At 58.0% G+C, this 23056-nt stretch carries 8 protein-coding genes; 7 read left to right on the top strand and 1 reads right to left on the bottom strand.

From position 1 onward, the window contains the following. Positions 1 to 15 precede the first annotated feature (15 nt). The gene (locus ACCC94_RS01860; RefSeq protein WP_413347767.1) at positions 16 to 5502 is read left to right on the top strand and encodes an AAA family ATPase; all 5487 of its coding nucleotides are present in this window, start codon (positions 16 to 18) and stop codon (positions 5500 to 5502) included. A 60-nt stretch (positions 5503 to 5562) separates the two neighbouring features. On the opposite strand, the gene ACCC94_RS01855 is transcribed toward ACCC94_RS01860, so the two are convergent. Further along, on the bottom strand, positions 5563 to 6540 hold the full coding sequence (locus ACCC94_RS01855) for an alpha/beta fold hydrolase (RefSeq protein ID WP_088417041.1): 978 nt from the start codon (positions 6538 to 6540) through the stop codon (positions 5563 to 5565). Positions 6541 to 7206: 666 nt separating this feature from the next. On the opposite strand from ACCC94_RS01855, the gene ACCC94_RS01850 reads away from it, so the two are divergent. The 6 genes from ACCC94_RS01850 to ACCC94_RS01825 all read left to right on the top strand — a co-directional run bounded on the left by ACCC94_RS01850 (position 7207) and on the right by ACCC94_RS01825 (position 22318). Beyond that, entirely contained in the window at positions 7207 to 9231 is a 2025-nt protein-coding gene (locus ACCC94_RS01850) for a DNA/RNA non-specific endonuclease (protein WP_413347766.1), read from the top strand. A gap of 1188 nt (positions 9232 to 10419) precedes the next feature. Then, positions 10420 to 10965, top strand: a complete 546-nt coding sequence (locus tag ACCC94_RS01845) for an ankyrin repeat domain-containing protein (protein ID WP_413347765.1) — start codon at positions 10420 to 10422, stop codon at positions 10963 to 10965. 261 nt (positions 10966 to 11226) lie between these two features. Continuing rightward, complete coding sequence (locus ACCC94_RS01840; RefSeq protein WP_413347764.1) at positions 11227 to 17898, top strand: DUF3320 domain-containing protein; 6672 nt, start codon at positions 11227 to 11229, stop codon at positions 17896 to 17898. Positions 17899 to 18002: 104 nt separating this feature from the next. Continuing rightward, the gene (locus tag ACCC94_RS01835; protein WP_169939646.1) at positions 18003 to 19097 is read left to right on the top strand and encodes a DUF4236 domain-containing protein; all 1095 of its coding nucleotides are present in this window, start codon (positions 18003 to 18005) and stop codon (positions 19095 to 19097) included. A 108-nt stretch (positions 19098 to 19205) separates the two neighbouring features. Next, positions 19206 to 21170 carry a hypothetical protein gene (locus ACCC94_RS01830; RefSeq protein WP_413347763.1) on the top strand — a complete coding sequence of 655 codons (1965 nt, stop codon included), beginning with the start codon at positions 19206 to 19208 and terminating at the stop codon, positions 21168 to 21170. 866 nt (positions 21171 to 22036) lie between these two features. After that, a complete protein-coding gene (locus ACCC94_RS01825) occupies positions 22037 to 22318 on the top strand; it encodes a lysozyme inhibitor LprI family protein (protein ID WP_259755671.1) in 282 nt (93 codons plus the stop codon). The last annotated feature ends 738 nt before the right edge of the window (positions 22319 to 23056 follow it).

The following is a 23056-nucleotide window of genomic DNA, read 5'->3' as shown; positions in this document are numbered from 1 at the left end:
CTTGGGGAGATTGGCATGCCTGCAATACCGCAGCGGCTCTGGGACGATGGCGAGCGTATCTTCGGCCGAGGCCCGCATCCCCGTCACGAAGACCGCCTGGTTCTGACCGCGCGACCTGCCGCGGACTCGCCCTCCGCAGCCAGCCTTGAGCGGTTGAATCATGAATTCGCCTTGCGTGACGAGTTGGACGAAGCCTGGGCTATTCGACCGCAAGAGCTGCTGCATGAGGGTGGGCGCCCCCTGTTAGTGCTTCGGGACCCAGGGGGAGAGCCGCTCTCGGCATCGCTGGGCACCGCCATGCCACTGGAGCGCTTCCTCCGTCTGGCGATCGGCATCGCTCATGCCTTGGCACGCTTGCATCAAGCCTCATTGCTGCACAAGGACATTAAACCCGCGCATATTGTTGTGGACTGCTCCGATGGCCGGCCGCGCTTCACGGGTTTCGGCCTAGCCTCGCGGCTGCCGCGCGAGCGTCAGACCCCGGAGCCGGCGGAGACCCTGGCCGGAACCCTGGCCTATATGGCACCTGAGCAGACCGGGCGGATGAACCGCTCGATCGATTCGCGCAGCGACCTCTATGCGCTGGGCGTGACCTTCTACCAGATGCTTACTGGCGAGTTGCCCTTTGCTGCCTGCGACGCCATGGAATGGGTGCACTGCCATATAGCGCGCCAGGCGGTGGCGCCCGAGCGGCGAGTGCCGAGCTTGCCCAAGGTGTTGTCGAGCCTGGTGATGAAGTTGCTCGCCAAGACCGCCGAGGACCGATACCAAAGTGCCGCGGGAGTTGAACAGGACCTGCGCCGCTGCCTGGCCGACTGGGAAGCCGGTCGTGTCCTGAAAGAATTTGCGCTGGACGAGCACAGTATTCCGGATCGGTTATTGGTCCCCGAGAAGCTCTACGGCCGTGAACAGGAGGTGGCCTCGCTAGTGGCGGCCTTCGAGCGCAGCGTCTCCGGCGAGGTGTGCGGGTTGCTGCTGGTCAGCGGCTATTCGGGGATCGGCAAGACCTCGGTGGTCAGTGAGCTACATAAGGCTCTGGTGCCGCCTCGCGGCCTGTTCGCCTCGGGGAAGTTCGATCAATACAAGCGAGACATCCCCTATGCCACCCTCGTGCAGGCGTTCCAGCAATTGGTTCGCATGCTGTTGGGCAAGAACGATCGGGAACTGACGCAATGGCGCTCGGAGCTGGAGCAGGCCCTGGAAGGCGAGGGGCAGCTGCTGAATGAGCTGATTCCGGAGCTGCGCCTGATCATCGGCGAACAACCGGAGCTGCCAGTACTCGAACCGCAGCAGGCGCATCGGCGGTTCCTGCGGCTGCTGAAGCGTTTCATCGGCGTCTTCGCCCGGCCGGAACACCCCCTGGCGCTGTTCCTAGATGATCTGCAGTGGTTGGACGCTGCTACCCTCGATCTGCTTGATGATCTCCTCTCCAGCGCGGAGCTTCGTCATGTGATGCTCGTGGGGGCATACCGCAGCAACGAAATCGACGACAGCCACCCGCTCAGCGTGACCCTGCGCCGACTGGCCTCGGCGCAAGTGCGCATCGAGGAGATCCAGCTGACGCCGCTGAAGCGGCAACATCTCGAGCAGATGATCGCTGAGGCACTGCATTGTCGCGCTGAACAGATCCGCCCCCTGGCGCTGTTGGTGCACGAGAAGACTGCAGGCAATCCTTTCTTCGCCATCCAGTTTCTCCATGCCCTGGTCGAGGAGGGGCTGCTGAGCTTTGACTACGAGTTCCGCCAGTGGCGTTGGGATGCCGCGCTCATCCATGCCAAGGGCTATACCGATAATGTCGTCGACCTGATGCTCGGCAAGCTGGCGCGCCTTCCTCAGCAGACGCAACACGTGCTGCAGCAGCTTGCCTGCCTCGGCAACCTGGCCGATTCCGGCACGCTTGCCAGCGTTCTGGATATGCCGCGAGCACAACTGCACCAGGCGCTCTGGGAAGCCATCCGCCAGGAGCTTGTGGAGCGTCAGGAGGGCGCCTACGCCTTCGCCCATGACCGCATCCATGAAGCGGCCTATTCGCTGATTCCACAGACAGAGCGAGCTGCTGCACACCTACGTATCGGGCGGCTATTGGCCGCCCATGTATCGCCCCGGCAGCGTGAGGAGGCAATCTTCGAAATTGTCGGCCAGCTCAATCGAGGCATGGAGCTGATCAATGCAGCAGTCGAACGCGAGCGGCTGGCTGAACTCAACCTGCTTGCGGGACAGCGCGCCAAAGCTTCCGCGGCCTATGCAGCGGCCCTCAGCTATTTCGCCACCGGAGCGGAACTGCTTGATCGGACTGTCCGGCGCGAGCGCCGTGACCTCCTGTTCGCCCTGGAGCTGGGGCGCGCGGAATGCGAGTTCGCCACCGGGCTGTTGGCGGCTGCGGAGAAGCGCCTGGAGGGGTTGGGCGACGTCGCCCAGGGCACCGCTGAGCAAACCGTGGTGGCCTGTTTGCTGGTTGATATCCACCTGCTGACGGACCGTCGGGATCAAGCGGTCGTGGTCTGCCTGGACTCCTTGCGCCGCCTGGGCATCGATTGGCCGCCCCATCCAGGCGACGAGGCCGTTCAGGAAGAGTACGAGCGGATCTGGACCCAACTGGCCGGGCGTCCCATCGATCAGCTCGTCTCGCTGCCTCCGATGAGCAATGTCAGGGCCCTGGCCTGCATGGAGATACTCACCACCCTGTTCTCGCCGGCACTGCACACCGATGAAAACCTGGCGTGCCTCACCATTTGCCGAGCCATCACCTTGAGCCTGGAGCATGGCAACAGCGATACGTCCAGCGTGGCCTATGCCAACATTCCGCGCATTGCCGGCCGGCGCTTCGGCGATTTCCAGGCGGGCTTTCTCTTCGGTCAACTGGGTTGTGATCTGGTAGACCGGCGTCGACTGCAGCGCTACGAGGCGCGGACGTATCTTGCCTTCGCCCTGTTCGTTGCAAGGTGGGCGAAACCCGTGCGCGATTGCAGCCTTATCCTGCAACGGGCCTTCAACGCAGCGAATCGTGTGGGCGACCTGCCGTTCGGGGCATTCTCCTGCAACATCCTGGTTTCCAACCTGTTCTTCGCCGGCCTGCCGCTGGCCGAGGTGGACGCAGAGGCGGAACGGAGCCTGGCCTATGCGAAGAAGGTCCGCTTCGGTCTGGTCATTGCGTTTTTGGAAAATCAACTAGCGATGGTCCGCATGCTACGTGGCGGCACGCTTGAATTCGGCTACATGGACACTCCTAACTACAGCGAGGCGGCTACGGAGCGCGGCTTGGAAAATTCCTCCAAGGTGCTCGCCTGCTGGTACTGGGTGCGCAAACTGCAAGCTCGCTACCTGGCCGGCGACTATCGAGCGGCCCTCGAGGCGGCTTCGCTGGCCGAGCCTTTGCTCAACACCTCCGACTCCTTTCTTGAGGAAGCCGAGTATCACTTCTTCACGGGGCTGGCCCTGGCTGCGTCGGGCGCGGAGTATGCCCTGGTCGAGCTGTGTGCCAGGCTCTCGGCGCATCGGCAGGCGCTGCAGGCTTGGGCGCGGCTCTGCCCGCAAAATTACACCTGCCACATCCTGTTGTTGGATGCGCAGATCGCTCACCTTGAGCGGCGCGATAGCGATGCCGAGGCGCTACACGAGCGGGCCGTGCGATCAGCGCAGGAAAGCGGATTCCTGCAGGTAGAGGCGCTCGCTTACGAAGCGGCCGCCCGACATTACGCCATACGTGGGCTGGACAGGGTGGCAAGGCTCTACTGGCAGGAAGCTCGGGACTGCTTCCGACGCTGGGGAGCGGAGGGCAAGGTGCGACAGCTCGATGCTATGCACCCCCTGCTGGGCCACGAGTCGGCTGGTGCGCAGCACACAGCGACCATAGCGGCGCCCATGGAGCAGCTTGACCTGGCAACGGTGCTGAAGGTCCTGCAGACCGTCTCAGGGGAGATCGTCCTGGAACGCCTGGTGGACAGCGTCATGCGCACGGCCATCGAACAGGCCGGCGCCGAACGGGGAGTGCTGCTGCTTTGTGGCGACGGGCAGCCGCGTATCGCTGCTCAGGCCAGCGTAGATGGAGCCGAACCCCAAATGTCTGCGGACCAGGGGCAACTGCCGGACGGGCTGTTGTCGGAAACAGTGCTCTACCAGGTGCTGCGCACGCAGCAGACGCTGGTTCTCGACGATGCTCTGGTTGCGCCCGAATTTGCAGGCGACCCCTACCTGCGCCGGCGGGGCGTCCGATCTGTCCTTTGCCTTCCGTTGGTGAGTCAGGGGCAGGTCAGCGGGGCGCTCTATTTGGAGAACAATCTGACTGCCCGTGCCTTCAGCCCTGCGCGCACGGCGGTCCTCAAACTGGTGGCATCGCAGGCGGCGATTTCCCTGGAGAAGGCTCGGCTGTATCGAGACGTTGCCGAGCGTGAGGCGCGGATTCGCCGGTTGGTGGATGCCAATATCATCGGCATCATCGTCTGGAATGCCGAAGGTGAAATCCTCGACGCCAACGATGCTTTTCTGCGGATGCTCGGTTACCAGCGCGAGGACCTGGTTTCCCGGCAATTGCGCTGGCGCGACCTGACGCCACCGGAGTTCCTCGAAGAAAGCGAGCAATCATTGCTCGTAGCGGTGCGACATGGCAGCGCGCCGCCATTCGAAAAGGAATACTTCAAGCGAGATGGCAGTCGTCTGCCGGTAATTATCGGTCTGGCGCCGTTCGAGTCAGGCAGCGGAGAGGGCGTGGCCTTCGTGTTGGACCTGAGCGAGCGCAAGCGCGCCGAGGAGCTGGTGCGCGAAGGCGAACGTCGTTACCGCGAGGTACAGGCAGAACTGGCGCATGCCAACCGAGTGGCGACCATGGGACAGTTAGTGGCGACCATCGCCCACGAGGTGAACCAGCCGATTGCCGCCACGGTCACCAATGCCAACGCGGCGCAGCGCTGGCTTGATGCGCAGCCGCCTGACCTGGGCGAGGTCGGCCAAGTGCTTGGCCGCATTGTCCGCGACGCCAATCGGGCCGCCGACGTGCTCAAGCGCATCCGCGAACTGCTGCGCAAGACACCTTCGCGCAAGGGGGCGTTGGACATCAACGGGGCAATCCAGGAGATGGTCGAACTCACCCGTGGGCAAGTGCTCAAGGGCGGGGTGCGAGTGCACCTGCACCTCGTGGCTTCTCTACCAGCCGTGGCGGGCGATCGGGTAGAGCTTCAGCAGGTGCTGCTCAACCTCATCCTCAATGCCGTTGAGGCCATGGCCGCGGTCGAGCAGGGTACGCGTGAGCTGGAAATCAGCACCCAGCCCGATATTGACGGTGGCGTACTGGTCCAGGTCTGCGACACGGGACCTGGATTCGCCGCCGAAAACGCAGAGCAGATCTTCGCCCCGTTCTACACCACCAAACCCACTGGCCTGGGTATGGGACTGTCCATCTGCCGCTCGATCATCGAAGCCCATGGAGGCCGCCTCTGGGCCGCAGCGAACCAACCCCGCGGAGCGGTGGTGCAATTCGTCGTACCGATCCACCTGGCCGAGGCATGAAGCGACAAGCAACGCCTGAAACGGCTCGAAGAGAACTCCTTCGAGCCGCGCCTTGGCGAGTCACTTCTGAATGAAGGCGAGAAGATCCGCATTGATGATCTTCGCATGGGTCGTGCACATGCCATGGGATAGCCCGGGGTAGGTCTTGAGCGTCCCATGGCGCAGCAGCTTGATAGTCAGGCGCGCTGAGTCGTCGATGGGCACCATCTGGTCATCTTCCCCATGCATCACCAAGGTTGGCACTCGGATCTGTCGCAGGTCTTCGGTGAAATCGGTTTCGGCGAAGGCTTCGATGCAATCGTAGTGAGCCTTTGCTCCGCCACTCATGCCCTGGCGCCACCAGTTGTCGACCACCGCCTGGGAAATCCTCGCCCCTGGCCGATTGAAGCCGTAGAACGGACCTTCGGCTACCTCGCGGTAGAATCCCGCGCGGTCCGTCGCGAGCGCCTCGCGGAAGCTGTCGAAGAGCTTGAGCGGAAGTCCGCCAGGGTTCTTCTGCGTGCGTAGCATCAGTGGCGGGACGGCGCCGATCAGTACTGCCTTGGCAACGCGGCCGATACCGTGCTGCGCCACATAGCGGACCACCTCGCCACCACCGGTGGAATGACCAACATGGACGGCGTTCTTCACTCCGAGATGCGCCATCAGTTCGGCCACGTCGGCTGCATAAGTGTCCATGTCGTTGCCCTCGGCCGTTTGCGAGGAACGCCCGTGTCCACGCCGATCATGGGCGATTACACGGTAGCCCCTTGAGAGAAAGAACAGCATCTGGTTATCCCAGTCGTCTCCCGAAAGTGGCCAGCCGTGGTGGAAAACGATGATCGGGCCGCTGCCCCAGTCCTTGTAAAACAGCCTTGCGCCGTCACGCAGGGTAAGATAGCCCGAGCCCTGGCTCGCGCCGCGATTGGTCTTCGCTGTGGCGGCCTGGGTTCTGCTCGATTGGCCCACCAGGGCCGGCACCGCCACCGCCAGGGTGGCGGCCGCCAAGCCAGCGCTCATGAGTGTTCGGCGGGTGGTTCCTTTGGTTTCTTCGGTCATGCTGAAAGCTCTCATCAGGATACCGCTCATGCGGCGAGTGCGACCGACCCGCAATGCTGAGAGCGTGAAGACCACCTGCTCGAAAGCCTTGCTGTCGATAGGCAAACCCTATTCGCGCGCCGCTGTCGCCACCATCGTCCATGGGTATCGCACGGCCATACCTTGGTTTGCGGCTCGGTGCGATAGCTGACCGGACGTCAGCCCAGCAACTTTGAAGATATATATGGAGCTTATTAGAACGGCTCTATTCGAGGGAGAGCATGTACCTGAGGAAGCGTCGAGAGCGTTCGATCTGACTTCCCCAGGGGGGGGAGCCGGTCAGGACCAGCATGCGAAGTCACTGACTAATCCCTCATGCCATGGAGACGGAACGTCCGCTTTTGGCCGGACTCTGCCTCTCACGAACGACCGCAAAGGGTCGATATCGGCCATCATTGGCGACGGCGATCACTGTGTCATTTTCTGGTGCACCATCCTTCACATGAATGAAGACGCCCTTCAACCGAAATGCGAATTTGGGGTGTGCGGTAGCAAGGTCATCACCGACCCTCGCGCCAGTTCTAGAGCTTATTCGAAGCGGGCCTAAGTCTCGTCCTTCGCTCGACTACGCTCTGCTGGCTGCGTTGAACCGCCGCAAATGGATTGCCTAAGGCAAGGAGGGGAAAAATGCGCATGACCACAGAGGAGCAGTTGGAGAGAAGCAAGAGCCGTACTCCCCAGGTATTGAAAAACATCGAGGTCAAACAGGAGCTGAGATTCCCGACAACTCAGCTACTCCGTAGACACATATCAGATACGAGGAAAAGCTTTCTTTTTGCTGGTGGAGCCAAGCCATCTGACACAGAGTTTGAGCGAATACTCGGTACCAACGACCTAGTCGACGAGTTCTTTTTTGAGCGTGCGTTGATTGCAGGAAGACCTGTCTGCCGCATACAGCTTAGAGATGACTTTGGCGCCACGAAAGGTTGGGCGACCGGCTTCATGGTATCTCCACGCCTGATGCTCACGAACCATCACGTATTCGGCGTCGAAGACGATGCCGCACCTAGCCTCGCGGAGTTTAACTATCGATTGGGGATCGCAGGGCAACCCGAGCAGTCGCATAAATTCAAGCTTCGCCCCGACTTGTATTTCCACTCGAACCAAGCCTTAGATTACGCAGTCGTCGCCGTCGAAACATCGTCATTGGACGGTAACGCCAAGCTTTCCTCCTTCGGATTTCACCGCCTCCTAGCTCGTACCGGAAAGGTTGTCGAAAAGGAATGGTTGAGCATCGTCCAGCACCCTGGTGGCGCATTCCGTCAATGGGCAATCCGAGAGAATCAGTGCATCGACGCGTCCGATCCAAACTTCCTTTGGTACATGAGTGACACAGCTCCCGGCTCCAGCGGCGCGGCAGTCCTTAACGACAGCTTCCAAGTGGTGGCACTCCATCATTCGGGCAAAGCGCAGCAGGACGGAGATGGTCTTTACGTTCTCAAGAATGGCAAAAAGACTGACTCGCTGGCTGGAGTAGATGAAGACCTAATTATCTGGATCGCTAACGAAGGAGTCCGTGTTAGCAGTATTTGCGCCTCGCTTCTAGCAGACGCGAAAAAAGACGAATTCTTAACCGAGCTACAAGCTGCAATGGAAGGTGGTGATGTGCTCTCCACCGCCTACAGCCGGAGCAATGCTGGCGAAAAGGTAATGGCTCCGGCAGGGCCGGCAAGCGCGCAAATTAATGCTGGACGACTAGAGATTGGAACGTTGGTTCTCGAGCTCAATGACACTGTTGGAGTGAGGACTGTCCTCTCATCCTCACTGCTAGGCGGGGCATTCGAAGGTCTTAAAGAACCTATAGTCGACCGTGATTACACCAATCGCGCTGGATTTAATGCCAATTTCCTAGATGTGCCCACTCCCCTTCCAGATCTCGTTGACGAGAAGCAAGCAGCGACGATGGTGCACTCCTCTGAGTATCTGATTCCTTATGAACACTTCACCGTCGTCCTGCACGCAGAAAGAAAACTAGCGATCTTCACCGCCTCCAACGTGGATTGGAGCAAATCAGCAAGAACGCCTGATCCGAGCCAAGCCTATGCCAGGAAGCCGCTGGGTGGGTTGGGAAAAAATGATCAGGAGAAATGGGTGCTGGATATCCGCATCGCTGCAGAGCATCAGATCCCTGATAGCTTCTACACGAACGATAACCAAGCGTTCGACAAGGGGCATTTAGTGCGCCGGGACGACGTATGTTGGGGTAGCGAGTACTCGGAAATTCAGCGTGCCAACGGTGACACGTATCACGTCACCAATTGCTCACCTCAAGTTAAGGGCTTCAACCGATCTACAGATGCCGGCATTTGGGGGCAGCTCGAAAATCTGATTGGCGGGCAATCCAGAGCGGGACGACTGTGTATTTTTGCGGGCCCGATCCTTGCTGATGAGGACGAGGTTTTTGAAGGCACCGAAAAGATCAAAATTCCCTCTCGCTACTGGAAAGTCATTTGCGCAATCAGTGACGGAGAGCTAAAGGTCTACCCGTTCCTCTTGAAGCAAGAATTGGCATCCAAGCTGTTCGAGTTCTCCGTGCCGCCAGAATGGAAAATCCACATGATTAGCCTTGACGAGCTGCAGAAGATCATCCGTCTGCTGACGTTCCCTGCGGTCTATCACAACGCGGATCAGGGAAAGAACCTCTCTCCATAGCGCAGAGCCGAGTCGTTCGCGGAGCTGTTTCGGCCACAGCCAGGTTTCGCCTAGCTGTGGCCATCCGGCCTCAGACCGTACGGCTTGCGGAGCATGGTGGCACAGCGACCTGATCTTGCTGATAGTGCCTTCTCCTACAGTCATATGGGCGAGGTCGATGAATTGAGCAAGCGCTGGTGAGTGACTGTAGGTTGGAGTTCCCCTCAGGCAGCCCTTGATCACTTCATGGAGCGAGCCGGCACCGGCGTCCTCCTAGATGGCGCCGAATTGGAGGTAAAACCGGTTGAATTTCAAGTGTGCTCGGGCGCCGGCACTGTCCACTTGCATGCCATTCAAATCATCCAGAGATCAATGCTCGTACCTACGAGATACCACAAGCAAAATGGCCGCGCGGCACGATTTCAGGCTACAAAGACTGGGCGACGTTCCGAGTGCACTTCTCCATTCCTGGAAAGGAGAAAACGGAAGATCTACGGGTGGCAAGCCACTTCGAGATCCTGTCCTCCAACGGGAACTACATCGAAGTCACCGGATGCGCGTACCACCTTCGACGGTCTAGCGCGGTCTACAACAAGGTGGGAACCGAAGGCGTCGACTGCAGTCGGCCGGCCTACTACAACAAGTGGAAAGTACTTCAGTCCGCTACCTTCTATGCCACTGCTCCATTCGACAAACAGGATCAAGATTGATCAGGCAAGGCTTTCTGAGATGGGCATCAGTCTGGTGGCCGAGCTCATCTGGAGGTACCCAGACATGAACAATGCAGCATCAACTGCGTCAGTCTCCTGCGACGTCTGTGTCAACGTACAGCAGGAGTTCGCGACTCTTGGCGCAGCCTGGAAAGCACCATCAATACACCAATGCGAGCGCTATGAGCTACACCTCTGCGAACCCTGCTTTTTTGCGACGCTCGGTCAACTGAAGCGAGAGCGCCAGGTGAACATGATGTTCAGCAATACGGATAAGGACTTGACCCGATTCGGGCGGGCCTGAAGCGTCCTCGCCCACGGCGCACAGCGCCAATAGCGTAGATGCTCCAGCCCCTCTATCTCGCCGGCTTATACCTGATCAGATGCGTCCCGTAGGCAGGCCCGGGCTTGGAGAGTCCTCGCTAGCGTCAGAGACACCGGTACAACGTCGCTCTACCGACAAACCTCGTCCATCCAACTCCTCTGAAGGAGCAGCGCTGTGAGCGGATTAGCCAATCGTATTGAAGCCGCCTACCAAGAGGCCAAGAGCGGCCGCTGGAAGGACGTCATGGCACTTTGGGCAGATGCCCCAGCAGTTGCTCGGCGCTCCAGTCGCTTTCAGAAAGAAACATCCGGCTGGACGTTCTTACATCAAGCCGCCTACTTCGGGCACGAGAAGGCGTGCCTAGAATTGATTCGCCTTGGGGCAGCCGTGTCAGCACTTTCTGTAACCAGAGAGAGCCCTGCCGAGGTTGCAGAAAAACACGGCCATTCGAATATCGTGGCCCTACTCCGCAGAGCACATGTCGACGAAGAATCACTATGGTCAGCCCCGAGCGATCCGGACGTGCTCCCGAGTAGCCATGCGTGGAATGATGCGACTGAGCGTCGAGCTGCCGAAAATCTCTACGTTGCATATGCCGGCGGGACGCTCGAGATCCTCAGAGGATCAAGGTATTACGTTGACGCATTCGAGCGAGTACTGGTGGGCTGGCACGGCACATACGATCCACCGTATGGGATGGATGACATGCCACTTATTTGAGCAAAACCTGTTCAACCCATGACATCTGCCCAGATGCTCGCTCAGCGCAATTCGCTTTCTCTGCGTTATTCCTCTATTTCCGATTTCCCTAACTAGATCACCTTAGCAATGCAGCTCGTCAACTCGACACATTGGCCACTCGCCATCATAAGTGTCAGCCGATAGGATGACGCGATGCATGGAAGCGCGCGCCGGGGACTGTCCGGTTCGAGAGTCTTCCGAAACCTCGCCGTTTGGCTAGGTTTGGACAAGGAGATCGGCATGAATGACGACGTTATCGAGCAGCCGGATAGTGCGCTGCCTCAAGACTCACAGGCCACCGTCCAGGCAGTTGAGTCTGCCCCAATAAAGACAGTTCGCATTCAGGCCACGCTGGTCGGGAAGCTGAACCTAGCCGACTTCCAGAACTCGGTACCGGTGATCCGAGAGCTGCGCCTGGTCAACGATACTGATCAGAAATACAGCGGCCTTGAACTCAAGCTTCTCTCCGACCCGATCGTCTTCAAGACCAAGACTTGGCATATCGATTCGCTAGCCCCAGGTACATTTCTCCCCATACCCGGGCTCGACCTGCAAATCGACGGCGCAATGCTCGCAAAGCTGACAGAAGCTGAGAGTGCATCCGTCACCTTTCTCCTGACAGCAAAGGGCAACGGCGATGATTCCCTCCAAGAGGTTGCCCGCCTTGAGCTTGATCTAGAACTCCTACCGCGTAATCAATGGGGCGGCCTTTCGCATATCCCCGACATGACGGCGGCATTTGTGCAGCCCAATGACATGGCGGTCGAGCGCTTGTTGAAGAAAGCCGCTGAATTGCTGCGATCGCAGGACAAGAACCCTGCACTCAATGGATACGCCGGAGGGTCAGCACACGCGTGGGAAATCGCCTCTGCAATCTGGGCTGCTGTCGCCGCTCTTAAGCTTGACTACGCACTCCCCCCCTCCAGCTTTGAGCAGTTTGGCCAGAAGGTACGTAGCCCTAGCCATATCCTGGAGAGTGGGTTGGCGACGTGCTTTGATCTGTCATTGCTGTTCTGCGCAGCGCTGGAGCAAGCAGGCCTTAACCCTCTTCTGATCTTCACACGTGGGCACGCGTTTGCAGGCTTCTGGCTCAAGGCCGAGGAGTTTTCAAACAGCACCGTCGATGACATTACCGCTCTACGCAAACGCATCAAGCTCAATGAGCTGAAACTGTTTGAGACCACGCTGATTACTCAGCCAAGCGTCCCGCCGCTTTCTTACGCAATAGAACGTGGCACCCAGCATCTGGCTGAAGGCCAGGAACGAGACTTCGAGCTTGCCCTAGACATCCGACGTGCACGCCTGCAACGGATCAAGCCCCTGGCTAGCGCGGAGGCAACTCCTGCACTCGCCAGCCAAGCACAGGAGCAGAGCCTGGTCGAGCCGGAGCTTCTCATCGACTTGCCTCCTGACCTACCTGATGAGGCTCCGGTCGAAGTCGATATCGCCTCGCTGGATCCGAAAGATCGCCTCGCACGCTGGCAGAGAAAGCTCCTCGATCTGTCGCTGCGTAACAACCTTCTCAACTTCAAAGCAGGGAAGAAAGCAGTTCGGCTAGAAGCCCCAGATGCAGCAGCTCTGGAGGACATCCTCGCCAGCGGGAAGCAGTTGAAGCTACACACGCGTCCAGACTTAATGGATGGTGCTGATCCGCGTGACCAAGCTTTGCATGAAGAGCGTGAACGCGAAGACCTCCGGCGTCAGCATGCTCTGGATGCGCTCAAGCGTAACGAAGTGTTCGTAGGACTACCTGCTACGGAGCTCGACGCACGCCTCACCGAACTCTATCGAGGAGCGCGAACAAATCTGCAGGAAGGCGGCTCCAATACTCTCTTCCTGGCACTGGGCTTCCTGACTTGGACACGAGAGGACAAGGAGAGCCAGCGCTACCGAGCTCCATTGATTCTTGTACCGGTAACGCTTGAGCGAAAGAGCGCTCGTGCGGGCTTCACGCTGGTTATTCATGACGACGAACCGCGCTTTAACCCAACTCTGCAGGAGATGCTCCGCCAAGACTTCGAGCTAAATCTTGGCATAGGTGAAGGCGAGCTCCCGAAAGACGAGTCCGGTCTCGATGTCGCACTCATATGGAAAACGGTTCGCCAAGCAGTTAAGGACATCAAGGGCTGGGAAGTCAGCGAGGACGTCGTGCTTTCGATGTTCTCGTTTGCGAAGTACCTGATGTGGAAAGATCTCTCGGAGCGCTCTGAGGCCCTCCGCCAGAGCCCAGTGGTCAAGCACCTGCTGGATACCCCCCGCGACGCATTCGAGGGCGGTAGTAGCGGCACGTTCCCGGAAGAGCGAAAGCTCGACTCTCAGTACAGCCCGCAACAAGTTTTCTGCCCGCTCCCTTCCGACTCTTCGCAGCTCTCTGCAGTACTGTCGGCGGCGCAAGGTCGAGACTTCGTGCTGATCGGGCCGCCAGGTACCGGTAAAAGCCAGACGATCGTGAACATGATTGCCCAGTTCATTGCGCAACAGAAACGCGTGCTGTTCGTCTCGGAAAAGATCGCAGCCCTGGACGTTGTGTATCGGCGCCTGCGGGAAGTGGGCCTGGGTGAGTTTTGCCTTGAAGTCCACTCGAACAAGTCAAAGAAAACCGAAGTCCTTTCGCAATTGCACTCCGCGTGGGAAGCCCGCGGCACAGCGGATGCAACGACCTGGCAGGTTGAGGCCCAACGCCTGCAGGGGCATCGCGAAATTCTGAATCGCTACGTAGAGCGGCTCCACGAGCGGTACCCCAATGGGTACACGATCTATAACGCTATCGGCGTGGTGAGCACGAATCAGGATATAGCCCCGATCAACCTTGCCTGGACATCGCATACACAGCACCAAACCGCTGATTTGCTCGAAATGCGGGAGATCGCTGACCGTTTGGAAGTAAACGCCCAGGCGGTAGGTTTTAACTCCCTAAGCCAACACCCTCTCCAACTTATTGGAAACAACGACTGGTCGCCCACCTGGCAGCACCAAGTCGTAGACGCAGCCCGCGAACTGGGGCCTGCCATTCGCGTAGCGCAAAACGCCGCTGAACGCTATTCAACAGCGTCCGGCCTACCGACGTTGTCGGTCAATGCAAGAACGCTAAAAGGGCTTGCCGGCCTGGCAAAGATCCTTCCCTTCGCCGCAGGGCAAAACTGGAGCTTCGTCCTGCGTCCGGATGCACGGGCAATTGGTCAGCGACTGGAGGCCGGTCTCAAACTTGTTGAACAGCACCGTGCTCTCAATCAGGCACTACCTGCGTGCTGGACGGCTAGCACAATCGAAGATTGCCAACGGGGGCTCAGCCTGCTCGCGAGGCATCTGGAGCTTAAATCTAGGCTTCCACAGCCTTGGCCGATAGCGACAATGATTCAGCTGAACCAAGGTCTAGAGGTGTTCAGCGAGCTCGATCGTGTCACTCAAGCTCTTTCGGTCGGCTACTCCGAAGCAATTGAGGCCCTGGATGTGCGAGCTTTGCTGAGTGAATGGGAGCAAGCCGGCAAATCATTCTGGCCGAAGTCCTGGCTCACCCAACGCAGAATTCGAGCACAAGTCGCAAGCACCCAAACATCGCCTTCTACCGCAGCTGTTACCGATGAGCTTCAGCGCTGGATAGAGATACGTGAGCTTCGGGCTCGTCTGGACGCACTTGAGCCGGGCCAGCACTCCAGCGCCATTTGGAAGGGTTCGAAGACCGATCCCGCACTTCTCGCCGTGGTCATGCGCCTGCAGGCAGCACTTGCAGGCTCAGTCGAAGGCCGCCCATGGTCTGACCAGGGTTTTGAACTCATCACCCAAGGCCATGCTGGAGTAGCCCTGAAAGAAGCTCTAGAGCAGATGCGAGAAGTGCGTACTGTTGAAGCCGACATCTCCGGCTTAGGACAGCTCAGCACTGCCACGGGAACACTTTGGGACGGCCTGGAGACACAGTCCAAGACACTAGCAGCGGCCTTGACGTTCCAGCGCGCACGACGAGCCGTCCCGCAGGAAGGAAGTCTGGAGGACGAACATGAGCTCGTTGCTAATGGATCTTGCGGAGAGTCACTTCTCGGCGAGCTGAAGACACTCCGCCAGCGCGAAGCAGTTGAGCGGGAGTTGAGCGATCTGGTGGATTTGCGCGAGCAGACCGCCGGCCTTTGGCTGGGATTACATACGAAGGAAGAGGCTGTTTCTCGTGTGCTCAAATTCCACGCCCACTTGGCTGGAGCTATTTCGGCCCTTGTCCAAACACCAGAGCATGTTGAAGGGGTTAAATCAGCACTCAGCCGCCTGCTTGGCGATGCTAATGCCCTGCTAGAACCAGAAGGACAGCTGGCTCGAGCAGGAACAGAGCTGCTGGAATCGTTAAGTAAGTACAGCACCCAGGTGCAGAAGCTCGTCGACGCTGGGCAGTTCCTCGACGCTGACGCAGCAAGTTTTGCGGAGCAAGAGCTCAACCAACAACACCTGCAGTGTGAGCAGCTGGTGCAATCCGCCAACGGCCTGCATGCTTGGTGCGCATGGAAAAAAGCATGCGATGAAGCAACTGCACTGGGCTTGCTTCCTCTAGTCGAAGCCCTGAGAGCCGGTCACGTATTGCAAGGATCGGTACGCAAGACCTTTGAGACGAACTATGCCCACTGGTGGTTGAATACGGCCGTTGATAATGAGCCGGTCATACGCACGTTCGTTAGCGTCGAGCACGAGCAGCGGATCCGTGACTTCCGCGAGCTCGACGATCGTTTCAACTCCCTCACTCGAGACCTGCTACGTGCCCGCCTTTGCGCCGAATTGCCCACTCAAGACTCGGTAAGCAAGAGCTCGGAATGGGGCGTATTGCGACATGAGATCACGAAGAAAACGCGCCACCTTCCTCTACGTGAGTTGATGTCGAAAATCCCCGACGCTCTGACCAAGCTAACCCCATGCTTGTTGATGAGCCCGCTCTCCATTGCCCAGTACTTGGCTGCAAACTCGAGCGTCTTCGACGTAGTGATCTTCGATGAGGCTTCGCAGATTCCGGTATGGGATGCGATTGGCGCAATCGCCCGCGGCAAGCAGGTGGTGATGGTTGGCGACCCTAAACAACTTCCGCCAACTTCTTTCTTCGACCGAGCGGAGTCCACTCAGGATGATGCTGATGTCGAGGCTGACCTCGAGAGCATTTTGGATGAGTGCATCAGCGCCAATTTACCGATTAGAAATTTGAACTGGCACTACCGTAGCCGGCACGAGAGCCTGATCGCGTTCTCGAACCAGAGGTACTACGACTCCAAGCTGGTGACGTTCCCCTCCCCTGTTACCAACGATCGTGCTGTCAGCCTTCACGTCGTCAATGGGGTGTACGAGAAAGGCTCCGCGCGTACTAACCCGGCAGAAGCTAAAGCGCTAGTCAACGACTTGCTGGGCCGACTGCGCAGCCCTGGATTCCGCGAGAGCAAGCTGACGATTGGCGTTGTGACTTTCAACGGCGAGCAACAGAAGCTGATCGAGGATCTGCTCGACACTGAGCGTAGAAAAGATCCCACACTCGAAAGCTACTTCTCGGAGAGCGAGCTAGAGCCCGTCTTCGTGAAGAATCTGGAAAGCGTGCAGGGTGACGAACGGGACATCATGTACTTCTCGATCACCTATGGCCCTGACGCCGCAGGAAACGTCGCAATGAACTTCGGCCCGCTCAATCGAACTGGCGGAGAGCGCAGGCTCAACGTTGCTGTCACACGGGCCCGTCATGAACTGCGAGTATTCAGTACTCTCCGTGCTGAGAAAATCGATCTCGCCCGTACTCAGGCGCTCGGCGTTCGCGACCTCAAACACTTCCTTGAATTTGCCGACCGCGGCGCCCGGGCACTCGCAGAGATCGATACTGGAAGCTTGGGTGGTTACGACAGCCCGTTCGAGGAGGCCGTTGCAAACTCCTTGCGCCTCAAAGGGTGGCAAGTTGTCACTCAGGTCGGCGTGTCCTCGTTCCGAATTGACCTGGCCGTCGTCGATCCCGACGCTCCTGGTAGATACCTCGCTGGCGTGGAGTGCGATGGAGCTACCTACCACCGCAGCGCTACAGCTCGTGATCGGGACAAGCTGCGTGAGCAGGTACTCAGAGGACTGGGGTGGGAGATTCTTCGCATCTGGTCGACAGACTGGTGGATTGACGCTCTAGGGACGGCTCAGAAAATCCACGAGCGTCTTGAGGCACTCTTAGTCGACAGCAGGCAGCAACGTGCAGCACGTGAAGTTCAAGAGCAGCTCGCTGCCATCGCCGCAGCAAGTGAGATTTCGAGCAACGACAACGTCATTGAGCTCCACAGTGGGAAGCCTGAACCTGAGAAGTTGGAGTCCTCTCCCACAGCCCACTCCGATTCTTCTCAAGAAGAAGATGAACTTCCAAGCTTGCGCTATGCACGCTCGGACAATGACTCGACTCGCTCATCGACAGCCTTCGCCTCCTATCGTGAAAGCGACCCGCTAAGCGCAGTTGAGGGTGTCGATCCTGACGCCTTCCTCGAAACAAGCTACGACGCTGTCCTGGGCATGATGATCAGGCACGTGATCGAAGAAGAGGGCCCGATCCTCGACTCCACGCTCGCGCGCCGGATAGCCCGCGTGCATGGGTGGACTCGGACGGGTTCTCGCATTCGCGATCGAATCGTGAGCGTCGCAGATCGCGAATACAGCAAGGTTGAAGAGGACGCAGGGCAATTCTATTGGCCCCGCCGCTTACCGAACCGCGAAGCCATCGCGTATCGGCAGCCGGCAGACGCAGACAACATCCGCCCAATCGATGAGATCTGTAGCCTCGAGCTCCTCGCACTGGCGCGCTCGTTCGCAGACCAAAGCCTCGTGGGTGATGACTTGGTTTACGCCATGGCCCGCGAGCTAGGAGTGAGCAAAGTATCTGCATCAACCAGAGCGCGGATCCAAAGCGAGATCGACAAGCTGTTCACCTAAGCAACCTCTCGATCGGATGAGGCACTGCGTTGCCTCCCTAATAAAGACCATGCGGTGGAGGGAGGCTTCACCGCAAGCAACCAGTCGCCAGGCCCGGAGGGAACATGGGTTTGTATGTTCGAAAGTCAGTACGAGTTGGCCCGTTCAAATTCAACCTGTCGAAATCCGGAATCGGCGTCTCTGCCGGCATCAAAGGACTTCGAGTTGGCACAGGCCCGAGGGGCAACTACATCCATATGGGCCGCGGAGGGCTTTACTACCGACAGACCCTGTCCCCCTCAGCACCCGCTGCTACGCGGACAAAACCAACGCGCCTTCCAGCACCAGAACTCATAGAGCCCCGATCAACCACACATGCGCCACTACAGGAAATTGAAAGTGGCGAAATCGGGCTAATGGTGGACTCCTCGTCTCAAGCGCTCGTCGACGAGCTCAATGCCAAGCGCAAACGCTTTCGCCTCTGGCCCCTCGCTGCCGCGCTGACGGTTGGCGTGTACATCCTCCTAGCCAATAAGCAGCTCCCTCCCTGGGCTGGCCTCACCGCTCTAATCGTTGGAGGACTGCTAACAGTAGCGACCTATTACTGGGATCTACTGCGAAAGACGACAGTGATGCTCTATGACATTGAGTCGGAATACGCCAACTTCGTCGAGCAACTACACGCTGCTTTTGACGGGGTACGAAGCTGTCGGGCCACCTGGCATCTGCAGGCCAAAGGGAAGGTACTGGACAGCAAGTATCACGCCGGCGCCAGTCACTTGGTAACCAGGGGCTCCATAGCTCTGACACTTAAGAACCCACCTTTTGTGAAGACAAACGTCGCCACGCCAAGCATTCCTGTAGGTCGCCAGACGCTCTACTTCTTTCCCGACAAGGTGCTTGTTTTCGAACCCAATGGCGTGGGCGCCGTGTCCTATGAAAACCTGCGAGTGGACATCTCAACTACCAATTTCATCGAGGACGGGGCCGTTCCAAAGGACTCCGAGATCGTCAGCACTACCTGGAAATTTGTGAACAAGAAAGGTGGGCCAGACAAACGCTTCAAGAACAACCGCAAGCTGCCAGTAGTCCGCTACGAGGAGGTTCAGTTCTCCAGCGATACGGGTCTTTTTGAGCGCATCCAGATCTCCTGCGTAGGACGCGCCTTGGGACTGGCACAAGCCATCCGAACCATTGGAAATGTAAAGGCAGTGCGCTAGCGGGCGCCCAGTCCTGAAAAATCCTACCGACAGAGGCTTCGGACGGCACTACCTACAACCCAATGCCGATCGCCTCTGCCTCCCCCAACGCTTACGAAAGGATTCGCGATGCGCGCACTACTACTGGTGGTTGGACTAGCTGCGTCTCTTCCCTCGCTTGCTACAGAGTTGACTTGGTCGGTAGAGAACGGCTTTCCCCTCTTTAGAGGAACGGAGGCATTCAAAAAAATCAAAGCCGCGTGGTCGCCAGGCATGTCGGCCGCTCAATTTCTCGCATCACAGGACGCAACAAGCCTTAGGGCATTGCTGCCAAAGACCTCCGAGACCCTGTGGAACCCTGCTACGGGGTTGTACGAGAAGGCAGCTCTATTCAGGCGAAAGCACACGATCATCCCCGTAGTAAGTGGGGTGCCGCTCGGTGCTCAATGCACCTGGTTCGTCGACGGAAAGCAGTACGGAAAATCTGCACCATGTGAGGACGAAATCAAGATCGACCTGCCCGAATCAGTGAAGATGAAGCTCACGGTTGTGCCTTCTGAGGGGGACGAAGGAAAGACCGATGTCTTCATCAGAACCCGTACCATCCTTGCGTTCGGGGACTCTTTCGCGAGTGGCGAGGGTAACCCCGATAGAGCAGCAGTCGGCACAGATGCTTCAACGCAAGGACTTGAGAAAGGCAGCGAAATCCTGAGCTCTCGCAACATGGCTGGTTGGCGATTCTCGAGCGGAGCAGACTGGTGGGACACTACCTGTCACCGCTCACTTCTCTCCTGGCAGTCTCTGTATGCGATGAAGATCGCGGCTTCTGATCCGCACATGGTTGTCAGATTCGCGTCCTTCAGCTGTTCGGGTGCAGAGGCCTACGACGGTTTCTTCCGCGCTCAAATCAACCCTCCTGCCGATGACATCTCCAATCGCGTGCGGATCTGGGACAGTCGCGATGGAGGTAACTATCTGGAGCTCACCCCAAGAGTCGCGGGCCAACCGCGCGAAGAGGCCGAGCTCGATAAAAAAGCCCTCAACAAGTCACAGCTGAACGCTGCCCTCCACCTTTTGTGTCCTGAGACACCTCATCGTGGAGGGACAGTGAAGTACCGAAATGAGGTCACAGCGCTCGGTAGCCGCAAGTACTACGGGGTAGTAAAGGTCGACGCTTGCAGCAAAGCCCTCCAACCTGTCGACGAGGTTTTGATGGCTTTCGGTGGCAACGATGTCGGTTTCGCCGGAGTAGTGACTTGGGGGCTGGTACCTAAGTCGATCTACCGAAGTGATTGGTCAGATTCGAGCAACGTGCTCTTGAAGGTCGCAGGAGAGTCCAACGATGCCGCCAAGCAAAGGTGGCTATCGATCTTGCGAGGAGTTCTAAACGTCATTAACCCAAAGGACGGAGCCAGAGCCTCTCAGGAAAACATGTCGAATCTCTACTCTGATATTGGCCAGACCCTAGACAAGAACCTCGGCATCTCAAGCTCAAAAGTCAAAGTCATGCTCTATCCCAATCCCCTTCAGTCACCGCTGCCAAAGCTCTGCGGAAAACGCTTGGACATGGGGAATGTTGCCATGACAGAGCGAGTGGTGAAGCAGTCAGGCTTCTCCAGGGCGTTCCATGCTCGCGCCAAGTACTTCATGTTCCTGATTGACCCGGAGGACGCACGATACATTGAGAATAGCTTCATAGCCCCGCTGAGAGCCGACCAACAGCGAGCGATCAATGCACTGCAATGGGGAACGATTGACTCTCAGCCTGCCTTCGCAGGGCGATCACTCTGCTCTGTTAGCCCCGAGTGCGAGACGCTAGGGAACTGCTCAGTTGACGACAGGTTTGCGTGGACAAGTACCCCCCCCCTCGCCTCCCCGTCGATGACTCCACTGGGTAGCTTTGCAGAATGGAACGCTCACTCGAGTACCCGCGCTCGCTCACTGAGAACGGGCAACGACGCGTTCATGACACAGGTGCGATTCAACCCCAAAAACAGAGCGATTTTGCCGGACTGGTTTAATGGATCAGTGCATCCAACCTCCAGCGTTCATGCAGCAATTGCTGACCTGATTGAATACCCAAAACCCGAGTGATTCGAGCCGCGCACCATTTGATCGGCATTGTGCGAGCAGATCTTGGCTCCTCACATCGCTACTGCCAGTACCCTCTGCCCCCGCAGAGGGTATAGAGCCAGGTGAGCGCATCGGGGTGAGCACTTTTGCCGATTTCAGCTATCAGGGTCAGGAGGGCACCTGCTTAGCTAAGGGACGCTAAGCAATCCGCCGAGCTCCACTCTGCCTCAGGGGCCTCAATGAAGTACGCCAACGTCAATGGTGTCCGCACACCTCCCACCCCGAAGCGACGCGGTATCTGCCAACACTGCGGCTCGGAGGTAATTGCAAAGTGTGGCAAGTATGTTTCTTGGCACTGGTCGCACCGGTCAGCCTCGACCTCCCCTGCCGCCCCTTGCGAGTGCAGTGTCCGTGACAACACATGCGCAGGCGATGATTAGCGCGCGTCGAGTGAGCTTTCTTTTTTCCATATCCCTTCCTTGGAGCCGTAAGCCAACGGAGCAATCAAATGCTAAACCACGTGAATGCTATTCACCGTTTGCTCTCGCCGCAGTGCCTTTGAGAGCAGAAGCAAGCATTGAAACTAGGACTCAATCGCCCGTGTGCGTAATTGCATCGCACTTGACTGCCCAATTGCATTGCCGCTGACCACCGTTAGCATCCGACTTGACCAGTCACGCCGAAGAGGCGACAGGCAGAAAACGGCCATTAGCGGACTCTCATCTATGCTCAATGCCAGGCCCGCCGCTCAAGGATGAACAAAGATGCCTGCACCACGCGCTCGCGCTAGTCGCTTCTCGACTGGCCCCACTTTCTCGGCAGCGGTTCGCCGAATACCGCTGCTCTTGGTCGCAACGCTACCTCTTTACTCGACAGCAGAACCCGCCATGGTTGAGTACGCCAACGAAAGCTATCCAGCCTGGAAAAAGTCTAATGAGGATATGGATAAGAGATACAAACAACTCATGAAAGAAGCTGAACAGGAGCCAAAAAAAGACTCGGCCAGCCGGCTTGCATCGGCAAAAGATCATTGGGAACGGTTCCGCGCCGATTTCTGCCGCTCCATGAGCGACACCTATGGTGGGGCTTGGTCCAGTGCCCACGAGTCAGAATGTCGAGTGAAGCTGGCAAATCAGTTCAAGAACATCATGGATGACTATGGATGGTGAGCGCCCACGCTTTGCCAGGTTCACTGCCGCAAGCCCCCACTGACTCGGTACCCGGCCAGAAGCGGATGTCTAAACGCACAATCATCGCCCAATCCACCGAAAAATCACGGGGACAACTCGGCCAGACATGTTTTTACTTCTACCACTCCCATCCGGAGAAGCATGTAACTGGCCGCCGCACGTAACGGCTGCCATGGCTGCTGCTCAAAGACATCTCGATCATGGCAAGGAAGGTTTAACTCGTTTATCGCGGAGCATAGCTCCCAGACTCGATCGAGTTGAATCCTGATCTCATCGGGCAAAGCAGCTCCACAGATACTGATCGCATCATGAACCAGCAACATGTGCGACGACCATGCCTCACATATGGGGCAATCGGGAACAATATCTCTCTGCACCGCTGCGTCTGCTGCAAGAAACTCAAGCGCACCAACGAGCCTGGAAATTGCGGCAATTTTCGCCTCCTGCTCAGCGCCGTACCATTGCCATAACAGGTTTGAAAATCCCTCCATTTTCCGGCCCTTCCATACACGCGAAAATAGAAATCATATCTTACGGCATTGATCTGAAAGCACTCATTAGGCGTCCGCTATGGGTCGGTAGCAGACATCGGCCCCGAAGCTAAGGTTGCTCTCAGTAATGTTGGCTGCACCTTGCAGCGCTGGATGGCCAATGGGCGCGGAGGCTCTCATCTCAGATGAGAGCCTCCAGCAAGCCCAGGTCCCGGTGCTTGAGCGT

The organism is Pseudomonas sp. Pseusp97 (genome assembly GCF_047304025.1).
Taxonomy (GTDB): Bacteria; Pseudomonadota; Gammaproteobacteria; order Pseudomonadales; family Pseudomonadaceae; genus Pseudomonas.
Note: the sequence above shows the minus strand (reverse complement) of the source record. Positions and strands in the feature narration are given on the sequence as shown.

Bases quoted from the DNA above. Each gene is read 5' to 3' on its own strand.
- ACCC94_RS01830 (WP_413347763.1), top strand. From the start codon at position 19,206: ATGCGCGCACTACTACTGGTGGTTGGACTAGCTGCGTCTCTTCCCTCG.
- ACCC94_RS01850 (WP_413347766.1), top strand. From the start codon at position 7,207: ATGCGCATGACCACAGAGGAGCAGTTGGAGAGAAGCAAGAGCCGTACT.
- ACCC94_RS01835 (WP_169939646.1), top strand. From the start codon at position 18,003: ATGGGTTTGTATGTTCGAAAGTCAGTACGAGTTGGCCCGTTCAAATTC.
- ACCC94_RS01860 (WP_413347767.1), top strand. From the start codon at position 16: ATGCCTGCAATACCGCAGCGGCTCTGGGACGATGGCGAGCGTATCTTC.
- ACCC94_RS01825 (WP_259755671.1), top strand. From the start codon at position 22,037: ATGGTTGAGTACGCCAACGAAAGCTATCCAGCCTGGAAAAAGTCTAAT.
- ACCC94_RS01855 (WP_088417041.1), bottom strand. From the start codon at position 6,540: ATGACCGAAGAAACCAAAGGAACCACCCGCCGAACACTCATGAGCGCT.
- ACCC94_RS01840 (WP_413347764.1), top strand. From the start codon at position 11,227: ATGAATGACGACGTTATCGAGCAGCCGGATAGTGCGCTGCCTCAAGAC.